This is a genomic window from Thermosynechococcus sp. JY1331, from assembly GCF_031583475.1.
In the GTDB taxonomy this organism is placed as follows: Bacteria; Cyanobacteriota; Cyanobacteriia; order Thermosynechococcales; family Thermosynechococcaceae; genus Thermosynechococcus.
Window position 1 is genome coordinate 1,724,179 of the sequence record NZ_CP134180.1, and the last position, 25,377, is coordinate 1,749,555.

Genomic DNA, 25,377 nt, shown 5'->3' on the forward strand with positions numbered 1-25,377 from the left:
CTGATGAAAATCACGCAAATAAGACAATCACAATTACATAGTGCCGAACAGGGTTTAACACTTGCTGAATGTATTGTTGCCATCCTACTAGTTAACGTTGCGGTTGCCGCGCTTGTGGCGCCCTTGATGTTGGTAGCAGCCACACGGGTGCAGAACGATCGTATCTCCCAAGCAAGCGCTCTTGCTCTTTCTGAGGTCGATCGCATGCGAGTACTCATGGAACAGGGGGTTAATGTTACTACCGCAGTCATCCCACCGCCTAGCTCTGTCACGGCTAGTTTAGGGCAACCCGAACTGCTCTCAAATCAACCTCCACCAACAACAGTGGTTACCTGCACTGGTGGCGGGATGGCACTACCCACTTCAGCAACTGAGGGCTGTCTTCGCGTATTTAATAACAGGGAGTTTGTTGTTCAAATTTATCGGGGTAGCATTACCTTTGGTCCCAATAACCGCATTGTGGGCTATCCAATGCAGGTTCGAGTCTATAATCGCGCAACATTTACAAATGGTTCTCCTAGCACTGCAACTCCAATTGGTCAGCAGCCGGCAACAATGACGACCTCAATTGGAAATTTAGAACTGCCCCTTGCTGTAATCACGACAGATATTGTCCAAGGTGACTCTAGCACAGCGCTTTGCGCAATTAGTCAATGCTCTTAAGAATCAGTTGAGGTGTCTATGAAATGGCGGCAGTGGCGGCGAGCAGCCCAAGGATTTACGATTATTGAGATATTGATCTCACTGTTGATTGGCTCTGTGATCACAGTTTCCCTTGGAGCTATCCTCATTGACATGATTGAAACTGAATCGCGTGAGGCATCCCTCAACGAAGTCAGACAAGAACTACAGTCGGCAATGAATTTTATTATTGCTGATTTATCCCAAGCAACTTTTGTCTATGATGGTGATTGCCTTCAAGGTAGCGGGCTTTGCGCTAACTCAAATGGTAGTGCACGTACACCTATTACTTCTTACTTACCGAACTTTGGTGCAAATATCCGTCCTATTTTAGCAATGTGGATTTTAGAGCATTTGCCCTATGATAACAATCCTGCTTTCGTCATGCCCACGAATTGTCCGCCCGAGAATGCTACGTGCTTGCGGATTCAAAACTCGCGTCGTTCTTACACGTTAGTTGTTTATTACTTAGATACAAATACTAGTAGTGAATGGCAGGGTGCTGCTCGCCTACGGCGCTATCAATTACGACAGTATGCAACTATTAACGGCACAAACATTACACAAACGCCCGGTTACGTAGATCCCACTGAAAACACCAACTTTGTTGCTTGGCCTCTGAATATTAACACGGGGGCAAACCTTCAAGCTACATCTCCCAGTAATGACTTGAGTAATTTACCAGTTGTGGCTGATTTTATTGATGGTAACTGGAGCGAAGTAGATCCTACCCCAATTGCCTGTCAAGATGAGGTTACTAATCCACGAATTGGTGCTTATGTGCGCACACCATTGGAGACAACGACACCACCCAATAGCTTTTATGGATGTGTCCTGAGTCGCGGTTCTAATTTCAATACAGCAACATTCGTCTATTTGCGGGCTAATCCTCGCGGTAAACCAGCAATTCGTCCCCAAGATGAGGCTGTGCGTCCAGTGCTGACAACAACAGTACTGAGTCGGGGAGTGTATCAGAAAGTCCCCAGTAACTAAGGGAGGATAGATATGGCAAGGCTAAGGCTTACCCAACAAGGGTTTACACTCATTGAAATTTTAGTTGTTGTGCTAATTATTGGCCTACTGGGGAGCTTAGCAGGTGTATCTTGGTTTTCATTGCTCAATGAGCAACGCATGCGTTCCGGAGTTAACGAAGCCATGTCTGCAATGCGTTTGGCACAGGCAGGGGCACGGCGAGAAAATTTACGCTGGACAGTAGCTTTTCGTACCCATGATAATCAGGTGCAGTGGACTGTCAATCGAGCCACTATGCCAGTAACTCAGTGGCAGTGGCAAAATTTGCTAGAGAACGATGCTGACAAAATCGAAATTGTCCCTAGTCAGACAACACTGCCCCTAATTGATGGTTCCTATCGGCTCACCTATGAATTTAATGGTCGTGTCGCTATTACTCATACGCCACCGCAACAAATTACATTCCGACCAAAGGGCAATACTGCCGTCGGCAGCCAACGCTGTGTACAAGTAGTGACGCTGTTGGGAACGATCCGATCCCGTATGGGTGCCGCTTGTTCCTAACGTTGTTTTTTGTTATCTTTGTTATCTATGTATTAATTATCTATGTATTAACTGAGAGCTGGCAGTCTTGGTCGAAAAGAGCGCAGGCGCAGGGCATTCATCACCACGGAGAAGGAACTAAAGGCCATTGCTGCACCGGCCAGCATGGGATTGAGGAGCCAGCCGCTCAGGGGGTAAAGGATGCCAGCGGCAATGGGAATGCCAGCCACATTATAGATGAAGGCGAAAAAGAGATTCTGGCGAATATTTTGGATTGTGGCGCGGCTGAGTTGGAGAGCGGTGACAATGCCCTGAAGATGACCGGCAATGAGGGTGATGTCACTGCTGGCGATCGCTACATCGGTACCCGTGCCCAGAGCAATCCCCACATCGGCTTGAGCGAGAGCTGGGGCATCATTAATGCCATCCCCCACCATGGCCACGCACTTCCCTTGCCGTTGCAGTTCAGCAATGATCGCTGCCTTTTGATCGGGGCGGACACTGGCAACGTAATGATCAATTCCCACTTGCTGGGCAATGGCCGCAGCCGTTACGGCCTGATCGCCCGTGAGGAGAATCACCTCTAATCCCATGCGCTTCAGGGCAGCCACTACCGCTGGGGCTTCGGGTTTCAGCGTGTCGGCAAGGGCGATCAACCCCCTGACTTGGGCATCCACCGCTATCCAGATGACCGTTTTCCCCTGCTGTGCAAGGGTTTGAGCTTGAGGCTGCCAAGGGGTGATGTCAATCTTGTGGGCTGCTAGAAAGGCTGGGGTGCCAATGAGCACCCATTGATCCTCAACCATGCCCTGTACCCCTTGACCAATCGTGGCCACAAAGTCGCGAACCGCTTGCGGCGATACCCCCTGCCCTTGGGCATACTCGACCACAGCGGCAGCCAAGGGATGTTCCGAGTGCCATTCCACACTGGCGGCCAGCCGCAAAAGGGTTGTGGCATCCTCCTGCGTATAAAAATCGGTGACGCTGGGATGGCCCTGGGTGAGGGTGCCTGTTTTGTCGAGAACCACAGTTTGCACCCGATCGGCCAGCTGGAGACTGCGGGCATCTTTAATCAAAATGCCATACTCCGCTGCTTTGCCGGTGGCCACCATGATTGAGGTGGGGGTGGCCAAGCCAAGGGCACAGGGACAGGCAATGATCAAAACGCCAATGGTGGTCAACAGGGCTAGGGTGGGATTGCGGCCAATGGTCAGCCACAGCAGCCCCGTCAGGAGAGCGATCGCCAGCACCGTCGGTACAAACCAAGCCGTGATGCGATCCGCCAGTTTTTGAATAGGGGCTTTTGAGGCCTGGGCCTGCTGCACCAGTCGAATCATTTGTGCTAAGAAGGTTTGCTGTCCCACCCGTGTAGCACGCATTTGTAGGCTGCCCGTTTGATTGAGGGTGGCACCAATGACCTCATCCCCCTCGCGTTTTTCCACCGCTAGGCTCTCCCCGGTCACCATGGATTCATCCACCGTCGAAGCCCCAGCCACAATCTCACCATCCACGGGAATTTTCTCGCCGGGACGCACCAGCAATCGATCCCCCACTTGCACTTCAATCAGGGGCACCTCCACGGCTTCCCCGTTACGAATCACCCGTGCCGTTTTCGGTTGCAGGGCGAGGAGTTTGCGAATAGCGGCAGCAGTTTCCCGTTTGGCGCGACTTTCGAGAAAGCGTCCCAAGAGAATCAGGGTAATGACGACGGCTGAGACTTCGTAATAGACCTCTGGCATGCGGCCATGGAAGGCTTGGGGAAAGAGCGTCACAAAAAGAGAGTAGAAAAAGGCGACACTGGTGCCCAGAGCCACGAGGGTGTCCATCGTTGCTGTGCGATAGCGCAGTGCCCGCCAGGCGCCCTCATAAAAGGATTCGCCACTCCAAAACTGAATTGGCGCTGTCAGCAACAGTTGCAGCCAAGGATGGTGCAGCCATGGGGGGATCCAAGGGAGATGCCAGCCCGTCATCATGGGTAGATTCCCCACTAGCAGTAGTAGGGTGGCGCCACCGGCAAAGAGGAGTCGGCGTTTGAGACGGTGCAGCTCAGCCCGATAGGTCAATTCTGCGGTGGCGGTGTCAGTTACCAAGCCTTCTTCAGGCAGTCGCTCTGCGTGATAGCCCGCTTTGGCGATCGCCCCCTGTAGATCTGACCAGGTCACTTGCTGGGGATCGTAGGTGACCGTGGCCTGAGCGGCGGCAAAATAAATTTCACAGTCCCTGACGCCCGGTAGCGATCGCAGGGCAGTTTCAATGACATTGGCGCAAGCGGCGCACTGCATCCCCTGCACCCTGAAGGTGAGCTGGGTGATCATTGGGGCGTATAACCGGCTTGGCGAATGGCACTGCGGATGTCTGCCGCTGCGGCTTGGGTCTCAATGGCTAGCTCTTTGGTTGCGAGATTGGCGCTTACAGTGGCACCGGTGTCAACCGCTTGAATCGCTTGGATAATGGCATCGCGACAGGCGCCACAGGCCATGTCGGGCACGCGCAGTTTGAGAACCATGGTGATCTTCCCCTGACGCTCCTGCGATTCATCGTGAAGTCTCCAGTGAACGAGAGAGTCAAGGGGGAGTGCCGGCTAATTTTGTTCAACGGCTAGGGGCTGGTCTTGGCGGTTTAAGGCATGGGCGATCGCTACGAACTCTTGCTCAAAGGCCAACTGTGCCCGATTGGTGCGGCCACCCACATAGAGGAGATCATTCTCCTGCAGCCCCCACACCTGGGAGTGGGACACATAGCTCATGATCACCCCCGCCATCAACAGGGCAAAGCCCGCATAAAACAGGGGAATCCCCGGATCGGCTTTAATTTGTAGCCCTGTACTGCCCACGAGTTCAATCAACGTCAGCGTCACACCGTTAATCTCTGTACTCATGCCGGTGCGCAAGCTGGTGAGAAACTCGCCCTTGGGGCTGTAGATGAGCACCGTGCCCTGTAAATCCCGCGCAATCAGGGAAATCCCCTCCGAGAGATCGGGTTTCGTCGGCAGCCATGTGCCCCAAAGACGACCTTTGCCTTCTGTGTCCAGCTGGGCCATTGGCAGTTGCAGTACGGGACTGTTGTTCAGGCGAAAGCGAATGGCGGCAATACTCCAGTCCGCTTGATAGAGGGTGACCCCGCCATACTTCAAGGGCTGGTTGACATGGATCGTGCCCCGCTTCACCTCTTGGCCTTGCGCATCCAGTATCGAGAGATCCGAGTAGAATTGGTCAATGTCACCCGCATCAGTGTAATCAATCCAAAAGCGATTTACCTTGACCGACCAGTGTTGGGGGATGCGCGCCAGTGGCCCCGCCTGCACAATGTGCTGAAGATGAAAGGTTTCACCACTGGGAATCAGTTCCTGCGCCATAAAGCCCGTCAGCGCCCCCAAAATCCCCCCCAGCAAAATCAGAATCATACTGGCATGAACCACAATCGGGCCAATGCGACCAACAATGCCTTTGCGGGCATAGAGTTGATTATCGGTTTGCCAGACGCGGTAGCCCTTTGCGCTCAGGGCAGCGGCCAGTTCCTTGAGGGAGCCTTGGGGAATTGTGGTGCTCAGGGCCAGTTTGGTGAATTGACGCGGTTGGTGGTAGTACTGCCAGCGTTGAGCCGTGGTGAGGGCAGGCACCTGCCGAGTGAAGGTACAGGCCGTTAAACTCGCCCCAAAGAGCACCAACAGAGTGAGATACCAAGGGGTGCGATAGACATGATCTAGCCCTAGGGCCAGCAGCACCCGCCAACTGAGAAAACCAAACAGGGCAGGGTCTGCGGGATAGTTTTCTTGGTAGAAGCTGAGGGATTGCCCCTGCTCAATCACAGTGCCAGCGATACTGGCGATCGCAATCACCAGCAGCAGGAGAATCGCTAATCGCAGATCCCCAAGGAGAGCAAGAACACGGCGAAACACAGGGGCGTCCATCTTTAGAGTTGCTTTAGAGTGGCCAATTCACCCAGTCTTGGGGCTTGAGAAAGGTGGTGTACAGTTCCGCTTCGCGGCTGTTGGGTTCCGGGGTATAGCCATATTCCCAGCGGACAAGGGGGGGCAGGGACATCAAAATAGACTCGGTGCGGCCATTGGTTTGCAGGCCGAAGATGGTGCCGCGGTCATAGACGAGGTTGAATTCCACATAGCGGCCGCGCCGATAGAGCTGAAATTGCCGCTCGCGATCGCCATACTCGAGGTGACGCCGCCGTTCCACAATCGGTAGGTAGGCTTCTAGAAACGCTTGGCCACAGCTTTGAATAAAGGCAAACAGGTCTTCCCACGAACGATTGCCGATGGAACCGACCTTTTGACTGTAGCGAGCAGCTTCGCCATGGGGATCAGGGCCGCGGTAAAGCTCGCGATCGCTGCCATCTTGGTAGTCAAAGAAAATGCCGCCCACGCCACGGGTCTCGCCACGATGCTTGAGGTAGAAGTATTCATCACACCAGCGTTTGAACACAGGGTAGTACTCGCTGTGGTGGCGATCGCAGGCAGCCTTATGCACCTGATGAAAGTGTTTCGCATCCTCAGCAAAGGGGTAGTAGGGGGTCAAATCTGCGCCACCGCCAAACCACCACACAGGACCTGCTTCAAAGTAGCGGTAGTTCAAATGCACCGTTGGCACATAGGGATTGCGGGGATGGAGCACCATGGAGGTACCCGTGGCATAGAAGCCATGACCTGCTGCCTCTGGCCGCTGCGCCAAGATTGAGGGCGGCAATTGCTCCCCCCACACCTCTGAGAAATTAACGCCCCCCTGCTCCAGAAGCTGGCCATGTTTCATCACCCGCGAGCGACCACCGCCCCCTTCGGGACGTTGCCAACTGTCCTCTTGAAACTGGGCACCGCCATCGGCTGCCTCTAGGGCCTGACAAATCTGATCCTGGAGGTCTTTCAAAAAAGTCGCTGCCCGTTGACGCGAGTCGCTGGGCACAGCAGGGGTAGCAGAAGTGGCAACAGTCATAGTAAATATCGAAATCCTAATAAACGGTCTTCAGTGTCAAAAAAAAGTCGCTTCAAAGCGTGTCTAGGCTTTATTGTACTGTTCTGCCAGCACCTGGGCGAATTTTGCGGCAAGGGCAGCTACCCACTGTTCATCCTGTTTGGTATAGCGGCGGGGGGCATTGGTGCCGAGAATCATCACCGTTTGCGCATCCACCGGTTGGCAGATCACCCCTTGGGTATTGGGGGGCAAATAGTCAAATTCAATGCGTCCGGGGTAAAGGGCTAAATTCACTAAATAGATGGGGCGTTGGGTTTGCAGGGCGCGCTGCACAATGGCACCCGTGGCCGTCATTGGTTTGGGCCCCAGAATACCGCGCCGCAGGAGGGGGCGATCGGCTCGCCAAATGACAATGGACTTTGTCGGCGTATTCTTCAGCAAGGTATAGGACAGCCACGCCAGCTCTGTTTTCAGGGCAGCATCCAGATCATCGGCAAGTTCGAATCCCTCTTCCCCTTCAAGGATCACCGCTTCCGCAGGACGGGGCTGCACCCGCTGCCAAATCAGCGTCGTCAAAATCAAGACTGCCGCAAGGATCACCCCCACGACATCGGCACGGGCTTGGGAAGGGGTCAGCATGGGGGTCAAGAGGCGATTGATGAGGAGAAGTGTGCCCCCCAAAACCCCCGTTGCAAGGGGTAAATAGCGGAGAACTTGGTCATTCATCTAGAATTTTGAAAAATTTTTCAGTAGCAACGTAGCTATCTATTATTCCCCAATGCCAATCTCACAGTGGTAGGAGTGAATTGCGGAATGAAAGCACAAGGCTTCCTAAAAGCTGGCCAGCGAGCGATCGCGGTTATTGGATGGGTGAGTTTGAGTCTTTGGGGTCGTCTCCCCTTTGCCCTTGCTACTGCTCCTCCACCGGCGGTCACCGCTCCCCTACGTCTAGAAATCAGCCTATCACGGCGCCAATTGACCCTCTATCAAGGACAAACTCCCCTGCGCCGGTATCCAGTGGCCGTAGGTCGTCCGGGGTGGGAAACCCCCACAGGTCAATTTCAAGTGCGGGAGATGATTCGCGATCCCGCTTGGAAAAATCCCTTTACCGGGGCAGTGATTGCTGGTGGACATCCCCGCAACCCCTTGGGGCGGCGTTGGATTGGCTTTTGGAGTGATGGCACCAATTGGGTTGGGTTGCACGGTACCCCCCATCCGGATTCCATTGGTCATGCGGTTTCTCACGGTTGCGTGCGGATGTACAACCGCGACATTGAGGAGCTTTTTGAGAAAGTCAAGCCGGGTGTGCCTGTGATTGTGGTGCGCTAGAAAGGAGTGACGAGGGCAGCGCCAAAAAAGACGACGGCGATCGCATCCACCAGACCATGCAGGAGAACGCCCGCCCAGAGGCGCTGGGTACAGGCAAAGGTGAGGCAGTAAAAGAGGGAGGCCAAGGTTGCCATGATGATATACACCGCTCGGTAGGCCATGAGGGGCAGTTGAATATCGGCATTCGGCTCATTGCCTACATGGAGAATACCAAAAAGCAGCGAACAAATGAGAATGGCACCCCAAGCAATGACCACCGGCCGCTGGCGATCGCCCCCATAGTGCTGCCACAGATCCCGCACGAAAATCATCAAACCACTGCGAAAGAGCACCTCCTCAAAAATGCCCACCCGCATTGCAAAGAGGGTGACATAGACAAACACCGCCAAAGGCGAAGGCGTCAAGTTAAATTTCGCCAAGGGCAAAAAGCCCAATAGACTCCCCAAGGGCACCATGGTTACCAAAGCCGCCAAGAACATTGCCGCCAATAAACGAGCATCGCACCAGCGGGGTTCAAAACTATAGCCAAAGTGCGATCGCCCCAGCCCCCTGCCAAAAATGATCACCAAAATAAACAGTTGCAGTGCCACAAAAGGGCCAAAGCGAAAGTAGGGGGTCGAGAACCAGTAGAGGCTAAAAAGCGAGACCGCAATTAGGGGAATGTCGTGTAGTCCCAATCCCGTGGGGGTCGCCCGTGGCGGGTGTCGCCGCTGCCAATCGCCCCAAGCACATAGGAACAGATAAATGGGCGTAATAATGAATCCTTCAGTGTGCTCCTGGGGGAAGGCTGGCGAAATCAACCCACTGTGGCTGAGCAACAAATAAAGTGCTGCTCCACTGATCCAAGCCCACAACACTGGTGTCGGTGTGGTTTGCTGCTGCAAGAGGACAGGGACGCGCACCATGGCCCAGACGCCTCCGAGAAAGATCAGCAAGTTCAGCCACGGCTGATCAGCAAAGATTAAATTGGTGAGAACCCGCTGCCAAGGAAAGCGCCCTGTTTGGGGGAGAATCAAGCCAATGGCAATGTACAGTGCCAAACTGAGGAGTAACCGCCCCGGCCAGCGTTGGGTCATCTTATTAAAATCCCGCTGGCCACTTGCCCACCATAGCACTGGGAAACCACCAATGATCACGACGGCGGCGGCCTCCACCACACTTTCGAGCCACGGCCAAGGGGTTGCGGACAAATCGTGCAGGTAAAGGAGTTGTGCCCAAAACCACAGCCCACAGGCAGCGATCGCCATCTGTTGCTCGCAGTTCGTAGAAAACCGCGGTGAACGGAGAAAGGCTTGGGGTGCGCTGGCTAGCCACTGACTGACCGTCTGTTTAGGCTGGCTGGTGAGGTTAGGAATCGGCATTCGAGAACCATCGCGATCGCAACTGCGGGCATAGCGTTATAATCAAGGCTTATTCCCAACAGGTGGGAATGCTTTATCTTGACCGAAATTGTTGCCATTTGTGCACCCCGCAACTGCATTTTGCCATGACGACCCCCACCCTTGATCGTGATCGGCTCAGCCAACAACTCAAAGATTTAGAAGCCAAAGCCCTACAGGCGATCGCTGCAGCCCGCACCCTCGATACCCTAGAGCAACTGCGCGTGGCTTACTTGGGCAAAAAAGGCGAACTCTCACAAATTCTCGCCCTTATGGGCAAACTGCCCCCTAGCGATCGCCCCACCATTGGTGCCCTCGCCAACACCCTCAAGGAAAAACTGCTCCAAGAACTAGAAGCCCGCCGCGAAACCCTGCAAGCCGAAAAAATTGCTGCGCAACTGGCGGCTGAAAGCCTTGATGTCACCCTGCCGGGCGTCTATCGGCCCCAAGGGCACATTCATCCCCTCAATAGCACCATTGACCGCATCCTCGATATTTTTGTGGGTCTCGGCTATACCGTTGCCAATGGCCCCGAAATGGAAACTGACTACTACAACTTTGAGGCGCTGAATACACCTGCAGATCACCCGGCGCGCGACATGCAGGACACCTTCTACCTGCCCGATGGCAATCTGCTGCGCACCCACACCTCTTCGGTGCAAATCCGCTACATGGAACTCAATGATCCGCCCATTCGCATTGTTGCTCCCGGCCGTTGTTACCGGCGGGATACGGAGGATGCTACCCACGCGGCTGTGTTCCATCAGGTTGAGATTTTGGCAGTGGATGAGGGGCTGACCTTTACCGACCTCAAGGGTACCGTCACGACGTTTCTAGCGGCACTCTTTGGTGATGTTCCCATTCGTTTCCGAGCCAGCTATTTCCCCTTTACGGAACCCTCGGCGGAGGTGGATGTGCAGTGGCAGGGACGCTGGTTAGAGGTGATGGGCTGTGGCATGGTGGATCCTGCTGTGCTCAAAAATGTCGGCTACGATCCAGAGGTCTACACGGGCTTTGCCGCCGGATTCGGTGTGGAGCGGTTTGCCATGGTGCTGCATCAAATTGATGATATTCGCCGCTTTTACACCAGCGATCTGCGCTTTCTGCGGCAGTTTTAGGAGGATAGGGTCTTGGCTGAACCCCGTCTGCTCGCTGTGCTTAACGGTAAGGGAGGCGTTGGTAAAACCACAACGGCAATCAACCTAGCAGCCACCTATGCCGAGCAGTACAAAGTGTTGTTGGTGGATACGGATCCCCAAGCCTCGGCGACGTGGTGGTTTCAACGCAGTGGCCAATCCATGGGCTTCGATCTCGCCCAGGAGCTTAACCCCAAACTCCTCAGCAGGGTACGCCAGCTTTCTGGCTATGACTTGATTGTTGTCGATACGCCGCCGGCCTTGGCCTCCAGTGCCCTAGCAGCGGTGGTACCGATCGCCGACTATCTGGTGCTGCCCACCCCCCCCGCCCCCATTGACCTTGCCGCCCTCATTGAAACAGTGAAGCAAGTGGTGCAACCGTCTAACGTTCCCCACCGCGTCCTGCTCACCCGCGTTGATCCCCGCTGTGTCAATGAAGCCCTCGAAGCCCAAAATACGCTCTTGCAGTTGGGCGTAGCAGCCTGTCACTCCTTTATCCGCGCCTACAAAGCCCATGAACGGGCGGCTCTCGATGGGGTTCCCATTACCCAATGGAAGGGCAAGCAGGCGAAGGAAGCTCAAGCGGATTACCGCCGCGTTGCTGAAGAGTTACAACGGGACTGGCGATAGGGGCGATCGCCCCTAGGATATCCGTATCTAAAGTAACCAAAGAACCAAACGCGAATCTGTACCTTAGAATTTAGATCCGCATCTAGCGATTTTGTTTTCCTTTGTATTTCTGAATTGAGGTCAACAGCGCGTGGACACAACCGTACTCAGCCAATACCGTCAGCAAACCCAAGAACGTGCTGCCTTGGGAATTCCCCCCTTGCCCCTGACGGCGGCAGAAACCTCGGCGGTTTGTGATCTCCTGCAACACCCCCCAGCGGGCGAAGAAGACTACCTACTGCACCTGATTCGCGATCGCGTGCCCCCCGGTGTCGATGAAGCGGCCTACATTAAAGCTGGCTTTTTGACGGCGATCGCCAAAGGAGAACTCATCAGTCCCCTCATCACTCCCGTTGCAGCGGTGGAACTCCTAGGGACAATGCTGGGGGGCTACAATGTCCAAGCGCTGATTGATCTGCTGTGCCATCAGACCCCTGAATTGGCCGCTGCGGCAGCTAAGGCCCTCAGCCATACCCTCTTGGTCTATGACGCCTTTCACGATGTCCAAGACCTAATGCACCAAGGCAACCCCTACGCCCGTCAGGTGATGGAATCCTGGGCCAATGGGGATTGGTTTACCTGCCGTGAACCCCTTCCAGAAGCGATTACCGTCACTGTCTTCAAAGTGGCGGGTGAAACCAACACCGATGATCTTTCCCCTGCCCCCCATGCCACCACTCGCCCCGATATTCCGCTGCACGCTACGGTGATGCTGGAAAGCCGCTTGCCGGGGGCACTGCAAATCATTGCCGAACTGAAGCAAAAGGGCTACCCCCTTGCCTATGTGGGGGATGTGGTCGGCACCGGTTCCTCCCGCAAGTCCGCCACCAACTCTGTGATTTGGCACATTGGTCGCGACATTCCCTACGTTCCCAATAAGCGCACAGGGGGCGTCTGTCTTGGTGGCAAAATTGCGCCCATTTTCTTCAACACCATGGAGGACTCCGGCGCGCTGCCCATTGAGTGCGATGTCACCCGCATGAATATGGGGGATGTGATCACGATCTACCCCTACCGCGGCGAAATCACCAATGCAGCGGGGGAGGTCATCAGTGTGTTTACCCTCAAACCCGAGACCCTCTTGGATGAAGTGCGAGCGGGGGGGCGCATTCCCCTTCTCATTGGGCGTACCCTCACCGACAAAGCACGGGCTGCCCTTGGCCGAGAACCCAGTCCCCTCTTTACTCGTCCCAAGCCCCCCGTTGAGAGCAGTAAGGGCTATACCTTGGCGCAAAAGATTGTCGGTAAAGCCTGTGGTCTCCCCGGCGTTCGCCCCGGCACCTACTGTGAACCGGTCATGACAACGGTTGGCTCCCAGGATACGACAGGCCCAATGACCCGCGATGAACTCAAGGAGCTGGCCTGCCTTGGCTTTGGTGCGGATTTGGTATTGCAAAGTTTCTGCCATACGGCGGCTTATCCCAAGCCCGTTGACATCAAAACCCACAAAGAACTGCCGGACTTTATGACCTCGCGAGGGGGCGTCTCACTGCGACCGGGGGATGGCATTATTCACTCTTGGCTCAACCGCATGCTACTGCCCGATACCGTGGGCACGGGGGGGGATTCCCATACCCGTTTTCCCTTGGGCATTTCGTTCCCAGCAGGTTCTGGCTTGGTCGCCTTTGCAGCGGCCTTGGGGGTGATGCCTTTGGATATGCCGGAGTCGGTGCTGGTGCGCTTCAAAGGTGCGTTGCAACCGGGGGTGACGCTGCGGGACATTGTCAATGCCATTCCCTATGTGGCCATTCAGCAGGGTAAGCTCACCGTTGCCAAGGAGAATAAAAAGAATGTTTTCTCCGGACGGATCATGGAAATGGAGGGGCTGCCGCACTTGCAACTGGAGCAGGCCTTTGAACTCACCGATGCCACAGCGGAGCGATCGGCCGCAGGGTGCACGATTAAACTCAGTGAAGAAACGGTGGCAACCTACCTGCGCTCCAATGTAGCCCTCCTGAAAAATATGGTGGCTCGTGGCTACGGCGATGCGCGTACGATTCTACGGCGGGTGAAAAAGATGGAGGCATGGCTGGCCAATCCCAGTCTCCTCTCTGCCGATCCGGATGCCGAGTATGCCGATGTGATTGAGGTGGATCTAGATCAAATCAAGGAACCCCTTGTGGCTGCCCCCAATGACCCCGACAATATCAAAACCCTCTCCGAATGTGCTGGCGATCCAGTGCAGGAGGTCTTTATTGGCTCCTGTATGACCAATATTGGCCACTACCGTGCCGCTGCCAAGGTACTGGAAGGAGAGGGGGTGGTGAAGGTTCGCCTCTGGATTGCACCCCCCACCCGCATGGATGAGCAGCAGTTGCGCGAAGAGGGCTACTATAGCATTTTTGCTGCCGCTGGTGCCCGCATGGAAATGCCAGGCTGCTCCCTGTGCATGGGCAACCAAGCCCGCGTTGCTGATCACACCACGGTTTTCTCCACCTCCACCCGCAACTTTAATAACCGCATGGGCAAAGGGGCACGGGTCTATCTTGGTTCTGCAGAGCTAGCAGCAGTTTGTGCCCTACTGGGGCGCATTCCCACCCGCGAGGAGTACCTAGAGATTGTGACGCGGAAAATTGATCCCTTTGCAGCGGATCTCTATCGCTACCTCTACTTTGACCAAATTCCCGACTACGAAAACCAAGGCCGCCTCATTTCCAAGGAGGAGGAAGCGAAGCTACTGGCCAGTATTGGCGGCTAGCCGTTGATCTACATCCAATGGGAAAGGCCAATGCCGGCTTCCACACAGAGAAACCCGAGGATAGGCGTACTCAGCCAGTACAGCCACGCAATGCGGGGGTAGCCTTCACGGCGCAGGTTCGATACCTCGAGGGTAAACGTAGAAAAGGTGGTCAAAGATCCCAAAAAACCGACGGTGATGCCATAGCTGAGCCACAGCGGTGCTTCCCAACGGACTAAAATATGGCTCAAAAAGCCCATAAGAAAGGCACCCATGAGATTCACGCTCAGGGTACCGAAGACAAGGGTGCCAAAGCGGCGATCGCTCCATAAACCGACGTAGTAGCGTGTCAAAGCGCCGGGCACCGCTCCAATGGCAATGGCCAATACACTCTCAGGTGCGATCATCCCACTTCTCCCAATGGGCTAGACTCCGCAGCATGAGGCGGCTGCCCAACTCCAGTGCTAATAATCCCAGCCCTGTACTGCCGAGCCAGTAAAAACCCTCGACTGCCGCATCTGTGATCCCCAAGAGCTTGTCGTTATCCAACTCGTAGGATGAAAAGGTTGTGTAGGAACCAATAAACCCCGTTGTCAATAGCAAGCGCAAATCGGGATGCAGTACAAACGTGCGGGCAAAGGCAAGGGGAGCAATCACCCCCAGCAGAAAGCAACCCGTGACATTGACGACGAGCGTAGCAAAGGGCACATTACCCGTAAGATAGGGTTCCAAATAGGCCTCCAGTAAGAAGCGGCTCAAGGCAGCGGGGATGGCTCCAAGACTAACGGCCAACGCAGGGCGCAACCGACGAGGATGAATCGAGATCACGAGCGTGGCTCCTCCACAATCAACACGGGTCGAGTTGAGGTCTCAAGAATACTCTGACACACAGACCCCATGAGGATACGCTTGAGACCCTTTTGACCATGTTTGCCAAGGATAATTTCGGTCACGTTGTAGAGGGTTGCCGTATCCAAAATGGCTTGGGGAATTGGGCCAGCGGTCACAATGAAACGATAGCGAATGTCTGCGAGGTACTGCTTGACTTGGGCTTCGAGTGTGGCCACTGCCTTGGGATCAGGAACATCCTGCACATGGAGCACAATCACTTCCGCATCAGCACGCCGCGCTAATTCCGCCGTCTTTTGGAGAACGTAGGGGGTGACACTCGAAACATCCACCGGTGCTAAGAGGACTACCCGTGGTTGTAGCAGGACTTTGGTGGCATCCACCTCGCCCTTTTGCAGGAGTTTTGGCGCAAACGTGGGAATTGCCCATGCCCCCAAGGGAGCCGTAATCAGGATCGAGAGAACCGCGATCGCCAGCATCGTTTCACCCCCCGCCACCCCAGCGGATAAGGGTAAAGCACCGATCGCCGCTTGCACCGTTGCCTTTGCGGAATTCCCCGGCAGCAAAAAGAGGCGTTCGGAGAGTGTCCAATGACTGCCAAGGGTGGAAAGATTGCCCACCATATTTTAGAAACGCTCCTTTAAGAGTTCTCTTAACTTAGAGTTAACCTCATTTAAGCTTTTGATTGGTTGTCCATAACGACCAACGCCCCGACTGTTTGGCAGACTAGCCCACTCCCAAGAGATTTTATCCAAAGCGATCGCAACCTGAAGCTTATCGATATTCTCTAGGGCTCCTCTCCTATCAATTAGGTAAAGAGCGGCCTGATCTTGACTCTCCGGCGAAAAGTCCGGCAGCTTTAGGGCTTTTCGACATTCGTCCCAGGTGGTTGAGAGAAACTGGTATTTCCCCGCAGCGTCGCTGCAGTGTTTGCCTGCACAGTACACCTTGCGAGGGTGGTCTTGAAACCCGTCGAACTTGGCAGCAGTAAAAGAGATTCTGTATCCATCTGGGCCGCTGGTTCCCTCGCACCAGCTAATTAACTCCAGCCAAGCCCTGCGCACTCTATCTATAGGGTAGCGGTTGGTAAGCGGTACCATATCTGGCGTATGCCTAACCTCTAGAAAGCTTGGGCGGGCTTGCGATCCCGACCACTTTAGTATCCGATCTAAATCCTTTTGGTGAGGAGTAACTAAGCACCCCGCAGAGCCCCGTCCGTTGGGGGTCCAGTAGTTTGCATCGAGATGAATTCCAAATCCCGATCTTTGGTAAGTTTGGGTATCTGGAAAAGGAATAAGGTCTATCCAGTAATGGCCAATCCCAGCTCCCCAACCTTGGGGATTGTACTCTATTTGGCCTAGGTGGTACTTCCCTGGCGGGATTGGCCGCAAAGAGCCTGGATAGTCAGAGCTCCCGGAGTTGAGTATCTGGGCGGAGGGCGCGCCCGAGTAAACATTTACGCGATCGACCCGGCGATCGCCATTAACTAGCCAAAGATTCCATCGAATTAACCCGTTATCGCGAATTTCCGTTGGAAGGCACAGTAGGTAAATCATTGTTTAACAAACCCTCTACTGATTGAATGGTGTTGTTTTTAAGTAAATTCACTCCGAGCATCGAGCTCAAGAGGATAACTATTATTAACTGCTTAAACTTCGCATCGTTTTTAATTTCGTTCAGATCCGAGTCTAGCTGCTCTAATCGCATATCAAGTCTAGAGAGGATTTCTAGCAGTTTTATTACTTCATCATTCATAGGTAGCTCCCAGTTTCCAACTATCATGCGTCTCCTCTCCAACCCGTTAATCAGTCGCTATTAGTCGATCCGCCTTAATTAGAGAACGGGCTCCCAACGTCTAAAGGGTTATCGATGTAAGCCTGATCAGGTACGAAATACTCTCCAGCCCATTGATAGATCTCGTACTGGCAGTCTCCGAACCAGTAAGGAGGAATAATCTCCCAAACATAAGTCCCGTCATAGGTAGGGGGGAGGTAAACTATCCGATAGTGCCGTAGGTAGAGCTTATACTCCGCGAAGGCAGCAAAGGTCCCGAACTGGCGATCGCGCTGCCCGGCGATCGGGTAGCCGCCGCGCAGAAGGCCGCCATACTGCCAATGGGGTTTTGCTAGGACGGAACCAACACCCACCAGCAAAATATTGACCTCCGTGACAAACGAGTAGACCCCAAGCCTTCCATTTTCGTCGGGATATTCGCTCCACCCGGCGTCGCCGCTAACTCGCGCGAGCAACTGCCAGTTGGCGCGGCGCCAGTTACTCGCTACGTAAGGCCCGCTCACGGTCAATTCACCCTAATTACAATTAATTTCAAAACAAATAAGAGGCAGTTAGGAACGAAAAGCCTTCCTCCCAGCGGCTTGCAAGCTCGTAAGGCTCGGTTACCCCGGTCTCGGCCAGAACGCACGCGAAATCCTCTGGATCGATTTTCCCGTCGATGAAATCGTGAGTAGCTTTAGAACGAGTTAGCATGTTTCGAACTTCTTCTCCCCACTCTTCTTCGTCCATCCAGGGATACCAGAAAGCAGGAACCGCAAGTAAATGGTCAAGGCGCCAAGCCTCTTCTAAGTCAATACCCTGGTCATTAAATTGAGGTTCCATAGCCGCGCAACCTTTCCATAATCAAGTAAGCTCGACCATTCTTCCCCCCGAGCAGCGCTTGTTTGTCCGCACCCTCAAAGATCGTGTTAAATGTTGCAATTTGCTCTGCAGGAGTTACGTGGCTTTGTTTGGCCGAAATAGGAGAAGAATAGTGCGATTGGTTTCCTCCCTGAGCGTTTTCGTAGTATTGAATCCAGGAAGTCCCCCACTGTGTTCTTTTGCGAGACGGAGTGGCGGTTCCTAGGTACCAGCGAACGGTAGTCGGGTAAATAGCCGACTTGCGCACGGAGGGGGCTTCCTTAAACTCGCTAGTTTCAAACAGGCCCAGCTTTACGGCAGTAAGTCCACCCACTTCTGGATACTTGACTTTAAAGACTAGTGAGCTTCTAGAGTTGTTGCTGCCCGCTTTAGTCAACAGGCACGAAGCATAGACTGCCTCTTTCCTGTTTTGCAGTGGGGCATAAGGCTTCTCACTGGGCTGCCGGTTTCGCAAGGCCTGCTCCCGACGTTCAGCAGCATCAGCTTTTCTCTGGTAATACCAAGCCCTCTTGATCCGTCCCATAGCGGACTCCCTCCTAACCCAACTAAGCCAAATTCTGATTACTGTTGTGGCCCGACTGCCGCATTCGGGTCTACCGGCATCTCCGCGACAATGCTAGCGGTCATTCGAGTGCGGATTTGCCCGTCCGCAGCAATTGTGGGAGTCGAAGGTACTAGGGGCGGAAACGCATTGAGCCGCTGACCCGCGGGCGCATTTTGATTAGCAGCCGTCTGAGCTGCACCTGCCGCTCGCACCAGTTTGAATAGCGTCTCCACAACACCGCTATCGCTAAGCTCATCGATGGTATCGCCAGAGATCGCGGAAGGGATTAGGACAAGCCCGTAGTTTTGATCTTCCAAGACGCTACCAGAAGGCAACGCACTGGCAAGCTGGCTAAAGGTTAAATCTGCGGGCATGGTTCAGTACAGAACTCGACACCTCCATCAGTAACTGCCCCTGCAACTGAAATCAATTGGGGTTTGGCACGCCAAACCTAGTGCTACCACACCCCAAAAAAAACTGTGCCCCCCTATGGGTTTGTCAATTCTCCAAAATACGCAAATGCCCACTTGGTGGCCTAACCCCTAGTCTTAAAAAAAATTAACGAACCGTGCCGAAGCGAAGCAAATCCGCGATCGCTTCGTTGGCCCAATCAGGCTTTTGCTTGGGGTAGAGGGGAATCCTAACCCTCCGATCTTGGTAATTTTGGCGCAGGCTTTGACGGGTCTCCCCCTCCCTAGGGGCAAAGTACTCGCGACGGTTGAGGATTGTGAAGTAGGCGGGATACACCCGCACTATGTCCTTCAAGAGTCCAGGCCGCCGCGCCAATTCGCCCTCCCGCTTTTCTTCTGTGATGGAGAGCCTGAGCAGCTCAGCTTGCGTGAGAGTCAAAAGCCTAGCCATGAGTTGCTCTGCTTCTTCCTCGCTGGCACAGTAGCAAGCCATTTGTCGCCCATTGCTCAAAAAGGCGGTCGCGCGAAAGCGCCCATAAAGATACCCATTCTCGCCACCCACGGCGAGCTTGATCTTCTCCCAGTCCAGTTTGGTTCTGTCCAGATCAGGAACGGCGATCGTTACCCTCTTGGCTCGACGGCCGCCCCTTTGGAGATCTGTCCAAGGTGGCTCAGGAACACTCATCATCTCGATGATTATCCGGAGACTTTGCGGGTTAGCCGCAAGATAATCCGGCACTGGCTGGCCAACTATCGCCCCCACATCGCGGTTTTCAACGAGCTGATAGGTTGCCAAGACGGAGGTAATGGCGGGTTTAAGGCTTTGGGTATCGCCCGCTAGGATCACAGATTCCTTCTCTATTTCGCGGTTGGGAATCACTTGCACAACCTTTTGCTGTGCCTGGATTTGCTGCTGCACTCTTTGCTCGGCAATCCAAGCTTCGGCAGACCCACCGACTACGTACAAGGCTTCAAAGCACCCCTCGAAAACTTCCTCGAAAAATTCCTCGAAAAAGGCAGCAGCTACTGGATTTAACGTCTCAACGGACTCTTCGATAAACCCCGCAAACGAAAGGTAGCCTCCGTCGGCTTGTCTCTGTTTTACATATTCTGTCCAACTTAGCTGACCAGGCACGACGCTATCTAAGGCAGTGCCGGCCAAATCCCGCCACAAATGAAATAAGGCGCGATTTGACTGGTAAAGCTTAACAAAAGCGAAGTAGGCGCTAGTCTGAAATGTTGTGCTGGCTAGGGAATAAATGTAACCCAAGAATTCTTCCAAGCCCTCTTCGCCCAGCTCTTTAAGTACGTAGGCCGCCATTTGAGGGTTAAAGACGTAGAGAAGCCCTCCTGCGGTAGCCCCGCAGGTAAGATAACCCGCGAGCTCGCCTGCTGCTCCTCCGAGAAGGCTGGCTATGCCAACTTTGGCGCTTTCTATCTGCTGGGCAATTTCTTGATCCGTCATGCTCCAATTGAAGGTCCAGATGAAGTAAGTGCCCGCTTGGACCCAAGATACTAAGCTAGTCAAGCTGAAGGAAAAAGCACGGGCAAGAGCGCCAGCTCCCCAAACGAGAAAGCCACCAAGCTGCCCCAAAGCCCAACTCAACGCGTTGGACAACCAATTTGAGGAGCCTCCGGTTTCTCTCTTAACGCCGAGGCTAATAGATTTCACTGAAGACTCGCTGCCTTGAAGGCGGATAATAGCTTCACTTAAGGCTTTGCTTTTGATAGCCGAAAGTGCCACTGCGGGTGCTTTAGGGAGAGCCATTATTATTCTTATCCTTCTGCAAATCTACTATACGGGGCCTTTCTTCTGGGCTTCTGCCGTACGGCTTGCCTTGAAGAGTATTGGGCCAAAGGTCAGGATCGCTTGAGAAGCCCTGTTCCACTTGCTCTATAAATCGCCTCCAATCTTCCGCAAGTTCTTCTTGGTTAAGTAGGCCGAGCATATCTTTAATTTGTTTGACAAATTCGGCCTGTGTTTTCGGTAGCTTGCGGGTTAGGTGAGCCTTAACAATGGCAGCGGCTTGGAGCAAGTCCAATAGGGCAGTCTGGAAGTTGGTTTTGCCGCCCGCAAACTCTAGAATGGGGATTTTTTTCTTACTGGGCTGGAGGAAGTTCTCAAGGTTAGCCCAGCGCCTTAGTAATTCTTGCGAGGGCTGAGCGTCCCGCGACAGTTCGTCGGGCAAAGTCGCCAAAATTGGCAATTCAATTACCCTTTCTTTGATCGGGAAGGCTAAATAGTCAATTATCGCGTCTGTCTTAAACTGGGTGGCGATCGCTTCCTTGCGCGCCCCGATCGTTTCAATAAGGGTGCTACTCCCCATTTTAAGCAAGGCCTTTAAGTTAATATTGGCGACTATTAATTGCCCCAGTAACTCAGTGACCGCCTCCGAGAGGTTGGGGATGACTATGCGCGATTTCTGCTGACCGGGTTCGGTGGCGTCCGTATCTTCGACTTCAATAACTTGCTGCCAATGACCGAAGACTGCGTCCAGCTGCTCTAAGTACCACTGGCGATAATCTTGCACGTCTTGGAAAACTCGCTTGGCTTTAAGGTAGCTAAGCTCGGAGTTTGGCGGAAAGTCTTCCACTAGGGAAATTAAACCGCCCTGGACCTCTGCGGGGTACTTCCAGAGACCGGAGCGGAAGTGTGGCACTGCCAACGTCGCTGCGATTAATTCTAGGATATTGGTTACAGTGATGCTTTGAATGCTTGTTTGAACCTGCGGGCGATCGCTATCCCCGGTAACTTCGGGTTGGTAGTGCTCTTCAACGGCCTGCAGGATAAGGGCTTCTGGATTAAGCTGCCAGCCTTGGGCTTGATTATTGCTATCCCACTGCCAGCGATCGCCACCCAGGAGGTTGTAAACTCGTTTTATCGGTGTGATTAGCGGCTTATCAGAAAGAGCCAAATCAGCACTTCGGGTCAGTAAAGGCAGCGCCTCCGGCGGAGGATTCACGACGCTAAGGGTTAATGTGCGCAGCTCGCGCACGTCCTCTGCTGTAGTCTCGGCCACGTAAGGGACAGTTAGAGGAGTTGGCAATGGGTTTTGCCCTGGCTCTACCCTTGCTTTTAAGTTTTCTAGTTCAGCTTTTATGGTCTCCAAGTCTTCAAGAACTTGGACTAAACAAGGTTCTTCGCAGATATTGCCACCCTGTTGTTGCTGATTAATGACCAAATCGAACAACCGATCAAAGTAGTTTCTGATGTAGATGTTGAGTTCATTGCATTTGTTATTCATAAGCTCAACGCAACAATCACAGGTTGGATCTCCCTCTCCCTGATCTGGTGGGGGTTCGACTGGGGTGAGCGGCACTTCCGGAGGAAGCAAGACTACGGGCGGCCAGTAGGGGGGCTGGCCAGTAATGGGAGGCTGCAAATACGGCGGCAGTAGCGGCGGCGCCAGAATTGGGGTCGTTGGCGGTTCTGGCACCGGAGGACGACTAGGGGGGCCAGAGGGGGGCGGATCTAAGACTGGGTTGGGGGGAGCGATCGGCACGCCCGGCGGATCAGGATTCCAGCCGGGGATAGGACTAGGCAGCAAGGGGACCGCCGGAGTGGGCCTAGCAGGAGCTGTCGCAGGCGGTAACTCAGAGGGACGCGGCCACTCTAAGGGCGGCGCGGGTTGCTCTGGCGGATGAAGTCCGGGCAGAGGTTGCGGCGACGGAGGAGCAACCGGCACCGTCGCCGGCGCAGGATCTGGCGGTTGCGAGGGTGCGGGAGTTAGGGGGGTGCTAGGGGAGCTAGGGGAGGGGGCGGGGACTACCGGCGGCGGAGGCAAATTGGGGTCTGGGGGCTGCCGACTAGGGGGTTTCAGCGGGACGTCTTTTTCGGGCTGCTGCGGCTCAGGGGTCTTAGGAACTGCAGGCAGCGGCGGGGGGTAAGGGATTGGCCGGGGTTGGCTAGGAGTTTCCGGCGGGTTTTCTGGCGGGTTTTCCCGCGGCTGCTCTGGATGCTCAGGTCGTTCTACCGGCCGCAGTGGCTGCGGATTTTGAGGCGGCGGCGATTCTTCGGGTGGCCCAGCAGGCGCAGTCTCAGGCAATATTACTGGCAGGGGAAATGTCTGGGGCGATCCAGGGATAGTCGCCGGAGGGGGTTGGGGCTCAGGCTCTGGTTGCTCAGGCTCTTTGGGTCGGGCGGGGTACTCAGGATCTGGAATTCCGGGCGGTAACTTACGCGGAATAAAGTCGGGAACAACAGGGTTTACTGGTTCCTTAGCAGGGGGAGGAACAGGAGGCGCAGGCGCAAAACCCGCAGGCGCCCTCTTGGGACCCTGCTGCGGGATAGTGGCAGGTGGATCACCGCCGGTATCTATTTGGTCATCTGCGCGTGTTATCGAGGATATCGATAGAACGGACCAGTAGATACCTTCACTAGAAAGCCCAGTTACGTGATACTCTCGGACCAAACTAGTGGGACTGGTCTGAATATCCGCAACCCAAATATGGGTCGTATAATAAGGACCACCGGGTAAATTAGGACAATTGATTGGGTTCCTTGTTGTTAGCCGGAATCCCAGTATGCGACCAGGTACAATTGCTTGTGATGTGTATCCTTGGCTGAAAGTAGGACGGCACGACTCAATGATTTGATAACGGCACTTGAACCTAACTCGGTATCGAATTCCATATTCCTGACCCCCCCGAAAGGGGGGGACCATTATAGTCGTCTCTTCCCCATAGAAGGGGGCATAACCGCGGACATAATTCTCCAAGTAAAAGTGCTGGCGGTATGCCCGCTCTAGTAAGTCTTTTAGATGGGCTAGTGAGTTTTCCAGAAAGGCAAGAGAATCTTGTAGAAGCTTGTCGGGTTCGACCCCTAGCTCCCTTGCTCGGGAGATCGTAAACTCAACCGGGTCGAGCACGATTCGATCGTCAGGAGGGGGTTCAAAAGGATAGCCGCTAGGATTAGCCAGCGGGAAGGGAACCATAGGTATGGCAGTCGGGGCTGCCGGAACTACGGGCGGAGGCGGCGCAACGAATCCTAGCGGCGGGGCAAACATCGCGGCGGGGCAAACATCTAGTTCTAGCTCGCGGCAGAGTAGGTTTAGCTCTTGAACTCCGCAGGGATAGCCGCGCTGCTTAGATCCTCAGCAAAAGTCCAGATCTTGGCGCTACCGCGCTGCCAGTTCGGATTCAGGGGAATCGACTGGCGCCCAACGTGCCGCCAACGTGGCGGGTCGGAGTCGACGATATAGAAAATCCCGCTAGTAGCGACTCGAACCGCGGTGTTTGGAGCCTCTATGGCGGTGGTATTTGGGTTCAAGTGGTTGAGCACGATCGCGGTCCACACGGCTAATTTTTCAACGGTGTTAACCGAACTAGGCAAGTCTGTAGGAGCAAAAGCTGTCATAGGTATCACCCTAAACTAACCTAAAATTTTAGTTAGGTTCTTAGCGTTTTTTTCGGGAGAGAAGCAATCTTAATCAAGTTCAGATTTTGGGAAAATTTGAACTCAATCTAAAAGCCCCGAAGCCTCTCCAGAAGAGAGCTGCAGGGCTAAGCAGAAGCAAAATCAAGGGTTTCTAGTTCAATTTTAGAGCCAAATTAAGGAAAATCTGAACCGTGAAGATCAATCGATCTGGCAAAGCAGAACCCCTAAGCCAGGAGCAATTCCTACAACTTTTCCAAGAATTGGAGCAGCCCTACCGGACTATCCTCGCAATTTGCTGGTACACAACCGAGCGGGCAGGGGCAGTCTGCCAGCTAAAGGTAGATGATTGCTACCACGGAGACCGAACTAGGGATGTGATCGTAATACCGGGTAGGATCCGCAAGGACAGAAAGACTAGAGAGGTGCCGATCAGTCGTCGGCTAAAGCAGATTCTGAAAGAGTACCGCCATTGCCGTTCCCCTTGGCTCTTTCCGTCTTTCTTCAACCCAGAAAGACCTTTGCGGCTACAAATCTACGCGCGAAACTTTAAGGCGGCTTGCTTGCGTTTGGGCTGGGTAGGCTATAGTACGCACTCTGTCAGGAGAGGCGCAATCACGCACCTAGCCAAGCTGGGGCTTAACAGCAGGCATATCCAAGCTCTTAGCGGTCACAGCGATCTGAAACTCGTCCAGAGCTACTGTGATGTTCTCGACCAAGACCTGGCCGCGGCGGTGGATCTGCTGTAGGGAGGGGCGATCGCGGGCAGGGGGGGGCGATCGCCGCCGATAGCGGCCAAACGTTAACGGTTGCTGCGCTGACCGTCTTTAATATAAGTGGGATTTTGAACGGCCAGCCGGGGGGCTTAGCGGTTAATTAGGTGGAAGCCGGCATTGGCCTCTCCCAGCCGAATCCTTTTGAATAGGATTTAGGCGTTTTCCTATGTATTTGGATCGGGTTCTGCCACCCGATTTCCAGTAAGCGTACCAATAAGGTCCATGCGGGCAAGACTTGCAACTGGACTTTCCGCAATTGACTACTTCAAGCTGATAGGTGACGTTGCCGCATTGATAGGTCTTTAGAACTCGTGACGACAAAGAAGTCTTATGTAACCTATCAGGACGCGTTACATAAGACTGTGGAAAACCGTCGGAAGCCTCTGGGGGTGAGGCTTTCACGCCTGCAAGAATTTGGGGGGGCGAGAGCGATCGCCCTTCTTCTGGCAGCGGGCTTTTGAAGG

General features: G+C 54.1%; 25 protein-coding genes. 8 read left to right on the plus strand and 17 right to left on the minus strand.

The features are described from left to right. The first annotated feature begins 3 nt into the window (after positions 1-3). From RHJ31_RS08325 to RHJ31_RS08335, 3 genes are read left to right on the plus strand one after another with little or no spacing between them, the layout of a single operon-like run. On the plus strand, positions 4-663 hold the full coding sequence (locus RHJ31_RS08325) for a hypothetical protein (RefSeq protein ID WP_302676274.1): 660 nt from the start codon (positions 4-6) through the stop codon (positions 661-663). Between the two features lie 18 nt (positions 664-681). Then, positions 682-1,674 carry a prepilin-type N-terminal cleavage/methylation domain-containing protein gene (locus RHJ31_RS08330; protein WP_302676275.1) on the plus strand — a complete coding sequence of 331 codons (993 nt, stop codon included), beginning with the start codon at positions 682-684 and terminating at the stop codon, positions 1,672-1,674. A gap of 12 nt (positions 1,675-1,686) precedes the next feature. Continuing rightward, positions 1,687-2,217, plus strand: a complete 531-nt coding sequence (locus RHJ31_RS08335; RefSeq protein ID WP_310445783.1) for a type II secretion system protein — start codon at positions 1,687-1,689, stop codon at positions 2,215-2,217. A gap of 47 nt (positions 2,218-2,264) precedes the next feature. Here RHJ31_RS08335 and RHJ31_RS08340 read toward each other — a convergent pair whose 3' ends face one another. The 5 genes from RHJ31_RS08340 to RHJ31_RS08360 form a co-directional block, all read right to left on the minus strand. After that, positions 2,265-4,478: a heavy metal translocating P-type ATPase gene (locus tag RHJ31_RS08340; protein ID WP_310445784.1), complete on the minus strand. Its 2,214-nt coding sequence runs from the start codon at positions 4,476-4,478 to the stop codon at positions 2,265-2,267. Positions 4,479-4,507: 29 nt separating this feature from the next. Further along, the gene (locus RHJ31_RS08345) at positions 4,508-4,702 is read right to left on the minus strand and encodes a heavy-metal-associated domain-containing protein (RefSeq protein WP_302676278.1); all 195 of its coding nucleotides are present in this window, start codon (positions 4,700-4,702) and stop codon (positions 4,508-4,510) included. Between the two features lie 75 nt (positions 4,703-4,777). Continuing rightward, positions 4,778-6,106, minus strand: coding sequence for a cytochrome c biogenesis protein (locus RHJ31_RS08350; protein ID WP_302676279.1), 1,329 nt, complete (start codon positions 6,104-6,106; stop codon positions 4,778-4,780). Between the two features lie 13 nt (positions 6,107-6,119). Further along, complete coding sequence (gene hemF, locus RHJ31_RS08355; protein WP_302676280.1) at positions 6,120-7,136, minus strand: oxygen-dependent coproporphyrinogen oxidase; 1,017 nt, start codon at positions 7,134-7,136, stop codon at positions 6,120-6,122. Positions 7,137-7,199: 63 nt separating this feature from the next. Then, on the minus strand, positions 7,200-7,841 hold the full coding sequence (locus RHJ31_RS08360; protein WP_302676281.1) for a cofactor assembly of complex C subunit B: 642 nt from the start codon (positions 7,839-7,841) through the stop codon (positions 7,200-7,202). 87 nt (positions 7,842-7,928) lie between these two features. On the opposite strand from RHJ31_RS08360, the gene RHJ31_RS08365 reads away from it, so the two are divergent. Then, positions 7,929-8,444, plus strand: coding sequence for a L,D-transpeptidase (locus tag RHJ31_RS08365; protein WP_225901523.1), 516 nt, complete (start codon positions 7,929-7,931; stop codon positions 8,442-8,444). Here RHJ31_RS08365 and RHJ31_RS08370 read toward each other — a convergent pair. Beyond that, positions 8,441-9,805, minus strand: a complete 1,365-nt coding sequence (locus RHJ31_RS08370; protein ID WP_302676282.1) for a CPBP family intramembrane glutamic endopeptidase — start codon at positions 9,803-9,805, stop codon at positions 8,441-8,443. The two genes, RHJ31_RS08365 and RHJ31_RS08370, sit on opposite strands and share 4 nt — an antisense overlap. 125 nt (positions 9,806-9,930) lie before the next feature. Here RHJ31_RS08370 and pheS point away from each other — a divergent pair, with 125 nt between their 5' ends. The 3 genes from pheS to acnB all read left to right on the plus strand — a co-directional run bounded on the left by pheS (position 9,931) and on the right by acnB (position 14,326). Then, positions 9,931-10,941 carry a phenylalanine--tRNA ligase subunit alpha gene (pheS, locus tag RHJ31_RS08375; protein WP_302676283.1) on the plus strand — a complete coding sequence of 337 codons (1,011 nt, stop codon included), beginning with the start codon at positions 9,931-9,933 and terminating at the stop codon, positions 10,939-10,941. 12 nt (positions 10,942-10,953) lie between these two features. Then, the gene (locus RHJ31_RS08380) at positions 10,954-11,589 is read left to right on the plus strand and encodes a ParA family protein (RefSeq protein ID WP_302676284.1); all 636 of its coding nucleotides are present in this window, start codon (positions 10,954-10,956) and stop codon (positions 11,587-11,589) included. A 130-nt stretch (positions 11,590-11,719) separates the two neighbouring features. Beyond that, positions 11,720-14,326: a bifunctional aconitate hydratase 2/2-methylisocitrate dehydratase gene (acnB, locus tag RHJ31_RS08385; protein WP_302676285.1), complete on the plus strand. Its 2,607-nt coding sequence runs from the start codon at positions 11,720-11,722 to the stop codon at positions 14,324-14,326. Between the two features lie 8 nt (positions 14,327-14,334). Here acnB and crcB (RHJ31_RS08390) read toward each other — a convergent pair whose 3' ends face one another. From crcB (RHJ31_RS08390) to RHJ31_RS08440, 11 genes are all read right to left on the minus strand, one after another. After that, positions 14,335-14,712, minus strand: a complete 378-nt coding sequence (gene crcB, locus RHJ31_RS08390; RefSeq protein ID WP_302676286.1) for a fluoride efflux transporter CrcB — start codon at positions 14,710-14,712, stop codon at positions 14,335-14,337. After that, complete coding sequence (crcB, locus tag RHJ31_RS08395) at positions 14,699-15,133, minus strand: fluoride efflux transporter CrcB (protein WP_302676287.1); 435 nt, start codon at positions 15,131-15,133, stop codon at positions 14,699-14,701. Before crcB (RHJ31_RS08395) ends, crcB (RHJ31_RS08390) begins: the two co-directional genes overlap by 14 nt. After that, complete coding sequence (locus RHJ31_RS08400) at positions 15,130-15,777, minus strand: universal stress protein (protein WP_302676288.1); 648 nt, start codon at positions 15,775-15,777, stop codon at positions 15,130-15,132. The genes crcB (RHJ31_RS08395) and RHJ31_RS08400 overlap by 4 nt, the downstream gene beginning before the upstream one ends. A gap of 892 nt (positions 15,778-16,669) precedes the next feature. Further along, positions 16,670-16,909: a hypothetical protein gene (locus RHJ31_RS08405; protein WP_302676289.1), complete on the minus strand. Its 240-nt coding sequence runs from the start codon at positions 16,907-16,909 to the stop codon at positions 16,670-16,672. 74 nt (positions 16,910-16,983) lie between these two features. Beyond that, the gene (locus RHJ31_RS08410) at positions 16,984-17,457 is read right to left on the minus strand and encodes a hypothetical protein (RefSeq protein ID WP_310828385.1); all 474 of its coding nucleotides are present in this window, start codon (positions 17,455-17,457) and stop codon (positions 16,984-16,986) included. Between the two features lie 22 nt (positions 17,458-17,479). After that, the gene (locus RHJ31_RS08415; RefSeq protein ID WP_302676291.1) at positions 17,480-17,770 is read right to left on the minus strand and encodes a hypothetical protein; all 291 of its coding nucleotides are present in this window, start codon (positions 17,768-17,770) and stop codon (positions 17,480-17,482) included. Further along, the gene (locus tag RHJ31_RS08420; RefSeq protein ID WP_302676292.1) at positions 17,754-18,332 is read right to left on the minus strand and encodes a hypothetical protein; all 579 of its coding nucleotides are present in this window, start codon (positions 18,330-18,332) and stop codon (positions 17,754-17,756) included. Before RHJ31_RS08420 ends, RHJ31_RS08415 begins: the two co-directional genes overlap by 17 nt. 38 nt (positions 18,333-18,370) lie before the next feature. Further along, positions 18,371-18,586, minus strand: a complete 216-nt coding sequence (locus tag RHJ31_RS08425; RefSeq protein WP_302676293.1) for a hypothetical protein — start codon at positions 18,584-18,586, stop codon at positions 18,371-18,373. 325 nt (positions 18,587-18,911) lie between these two features. Beyond that, on the minus strand, positions 18,912-20,507 hold the full coding sequence (locus RHJ31_RS08430) for a hypothetical protein (RefSeq protein ID WP_302676294.1): 1,596 nt from the start codon (positions 20,505-20,507) through the stop codon (positions 18,912-18,914). Between the two features lie 10 nt (positions 20,508-20,517). Continuing rightward, positions 20,518-22,008, minus strand: a complete 1,491-nt coding sequence (locus RHJ31_RS08435) for a hypothetical protein (protein WP_302676295.1) — start codon at positions 22,006-22,008, stop codon at positions 20,518-20,520. 1,805 nt (positions 22,009-23,813) lie between these two features. Further along, positions 23,814-24,119 (minus strand): hypothetical protein, encoded by a 306-nt coding sequence (locus tag RHJ31_RS08440; protein WP_302676296.1) that lies wholly within the window; start codon positions 24,117-24,119, stop codon positions 23,814-23,816. Positions 24,120-24,331: 212 nt separating this feature from the next. On the opposite strand from RHJ31_RS08440, the gene RHJ31_RS13260 reads away from it, so the two are divergent. Continuing rightward, positions 24,332-24,886, plus strand: coding sequence for a tyrosine-type recombinase/integrase (locus tag RHJ31_RS13260; protein WP_399376026.1), 555 nt, complete (start codon positions 24,332-24,334; stop codon positions 24,884-24,886). Positions 24,887-25,377: the final 491 nt, after the last annotated feature.

What these genes read in the sequence shown, in the direction of transcription:
- RHJ31_RS08365 (WP_225901523.1), top strand. Translation starts at nt 7,929, where the DNA reads ATGAAAGCACAAGGCTTCCTAAAAGCTGGCCAGCGAGCGATCGCGGTT.
- RHJ31_RS08440 (WP_302676296.1), bottom strand. Translation starts at nt 24,119, where the DNA reads ATGACAGCTTTTGCTCCTACAGACTTGCCTAGTTCGGTTAACACCGTT.
- RHJ31_RS08400 (WP_302676288.1), bottom strand. Translation starts at nt 15,777, where the DNA reads ATGGTGGGCAATCTTTCCACCCTTGGCAGTCATTGGACACTCTCCGAA.
- pheS (WP_302676283.1), top strand. Translation starts at nt 9,931, where the DNA reads ATGACGACCCCCACCCTTGATCGTGATCGGCTCAGCCAACAACTCAAA.
- hemF (WP_302676280.1), bottom strand. Translation starts at nt 7,136, where the DNA reads ATGACTGTTGCCACTTCTGCTACCCCTGCTGTGCCCAGCGACTCGCGT.
- RHJ31_RS08330 (WP_302676275.1), top strand. Translation starts at nt 682, where the DNA reads ATGAAATGGCGGCAGTGGCGGCGAGCAGCCCAAGGATTTACGATTATT.
- RHJ31_RS08435 (WP_302676295.1), bottom strand. Translation starts at nt 22,008, where the DNA reads ATGAATAACAAATGCAATGAACTCAACATCTACATCAGAAACTACTTT.
- RHJ31_RS08335 (WP_310445783.1), top strand. Translation starts at nt 1,687, where the DNA reads ATGGCAAGGCTAAGGCTTACCCAACAAGGGTTTACACTCATTGAAATT.
- RHJ31_RS08325 (WP_302676274.1), top strand. Translation starts at nt 4, where the DNA reads ATGAAAATCACGCAAATAAGACAATCACAATTACATAGTGCCGAACAG.
- RHJ31_RS08420 (WP_302676292.1), bottom strand. Translation starts at nt 18,332, where the DNA reads ATGGGACGGATCAAGAGGGCTTGGTATTACCAGAGAAAAGCTGATGCT.
- RHJ31_RS08415 (WP_302676291.1), bottom strand. Translation starts at nt 17,770, where the DNA reads ATGGAACCTCAATTTAATGACCAGGGTATTGACTTAGAAGAGGCTTGG.
- RHJ31_RS08345 (WP_302676278.1), bottom strand. Translation starts at nt 4,702, where the DNA reads ATGGTTCTCAAACTGCGCGTGCCCGACATGGCCTGTGGCGCCTGTCGC.
- RHJ31_RS08360 (WP_302676281.1), bottom strand. Translation starts at nt 7,841, where the DNA reads ATGAATGACCAAGTTCTCCGCTATTTACCCCTTGCAACGGGGGTTTTG.
- RHJ31_RS08350 (WP_302676279.1), bottom strand. Translation starts at nt 6,106, where the DNA reads ATGGACGCCCCTGTGTTTCGCCGTGTTCTTGCTCTCCTTGGGGATCTG.
- crcB (WP_302676286.1), bottom strand. Translation starts at nt 14,712, where the DNA reads ATGATCGCACCTGAGAGTGTATTGGCCATTGCCATTGGAGCGGTGCCC.
- RHJ31_RS08405 (WP_302676289.1), bottom strand. Translation starts at nt 16,909, where the DNA reads ATGAATGATGAAGTAATAAAACTGCTAGAAATCCTCTCTAGACTTGAT.
- RHJ31_RS08340 (WP_310445784.1), bottom strand. Translation starts at nt 4,478, where the DNA reads ATGCAGTGCGCCGCTTGCGCCAATGTCATTGAAACTGCCCTGCGATCG.
- RHJ31_RS08370 (WP_302676282.1), bottom strand. Translation starts at nt 9,805, where the DNA reads ATGCCGATTCCTAACCTCACCAGCCAGCCTAAACAGACGGTCAGTCAG.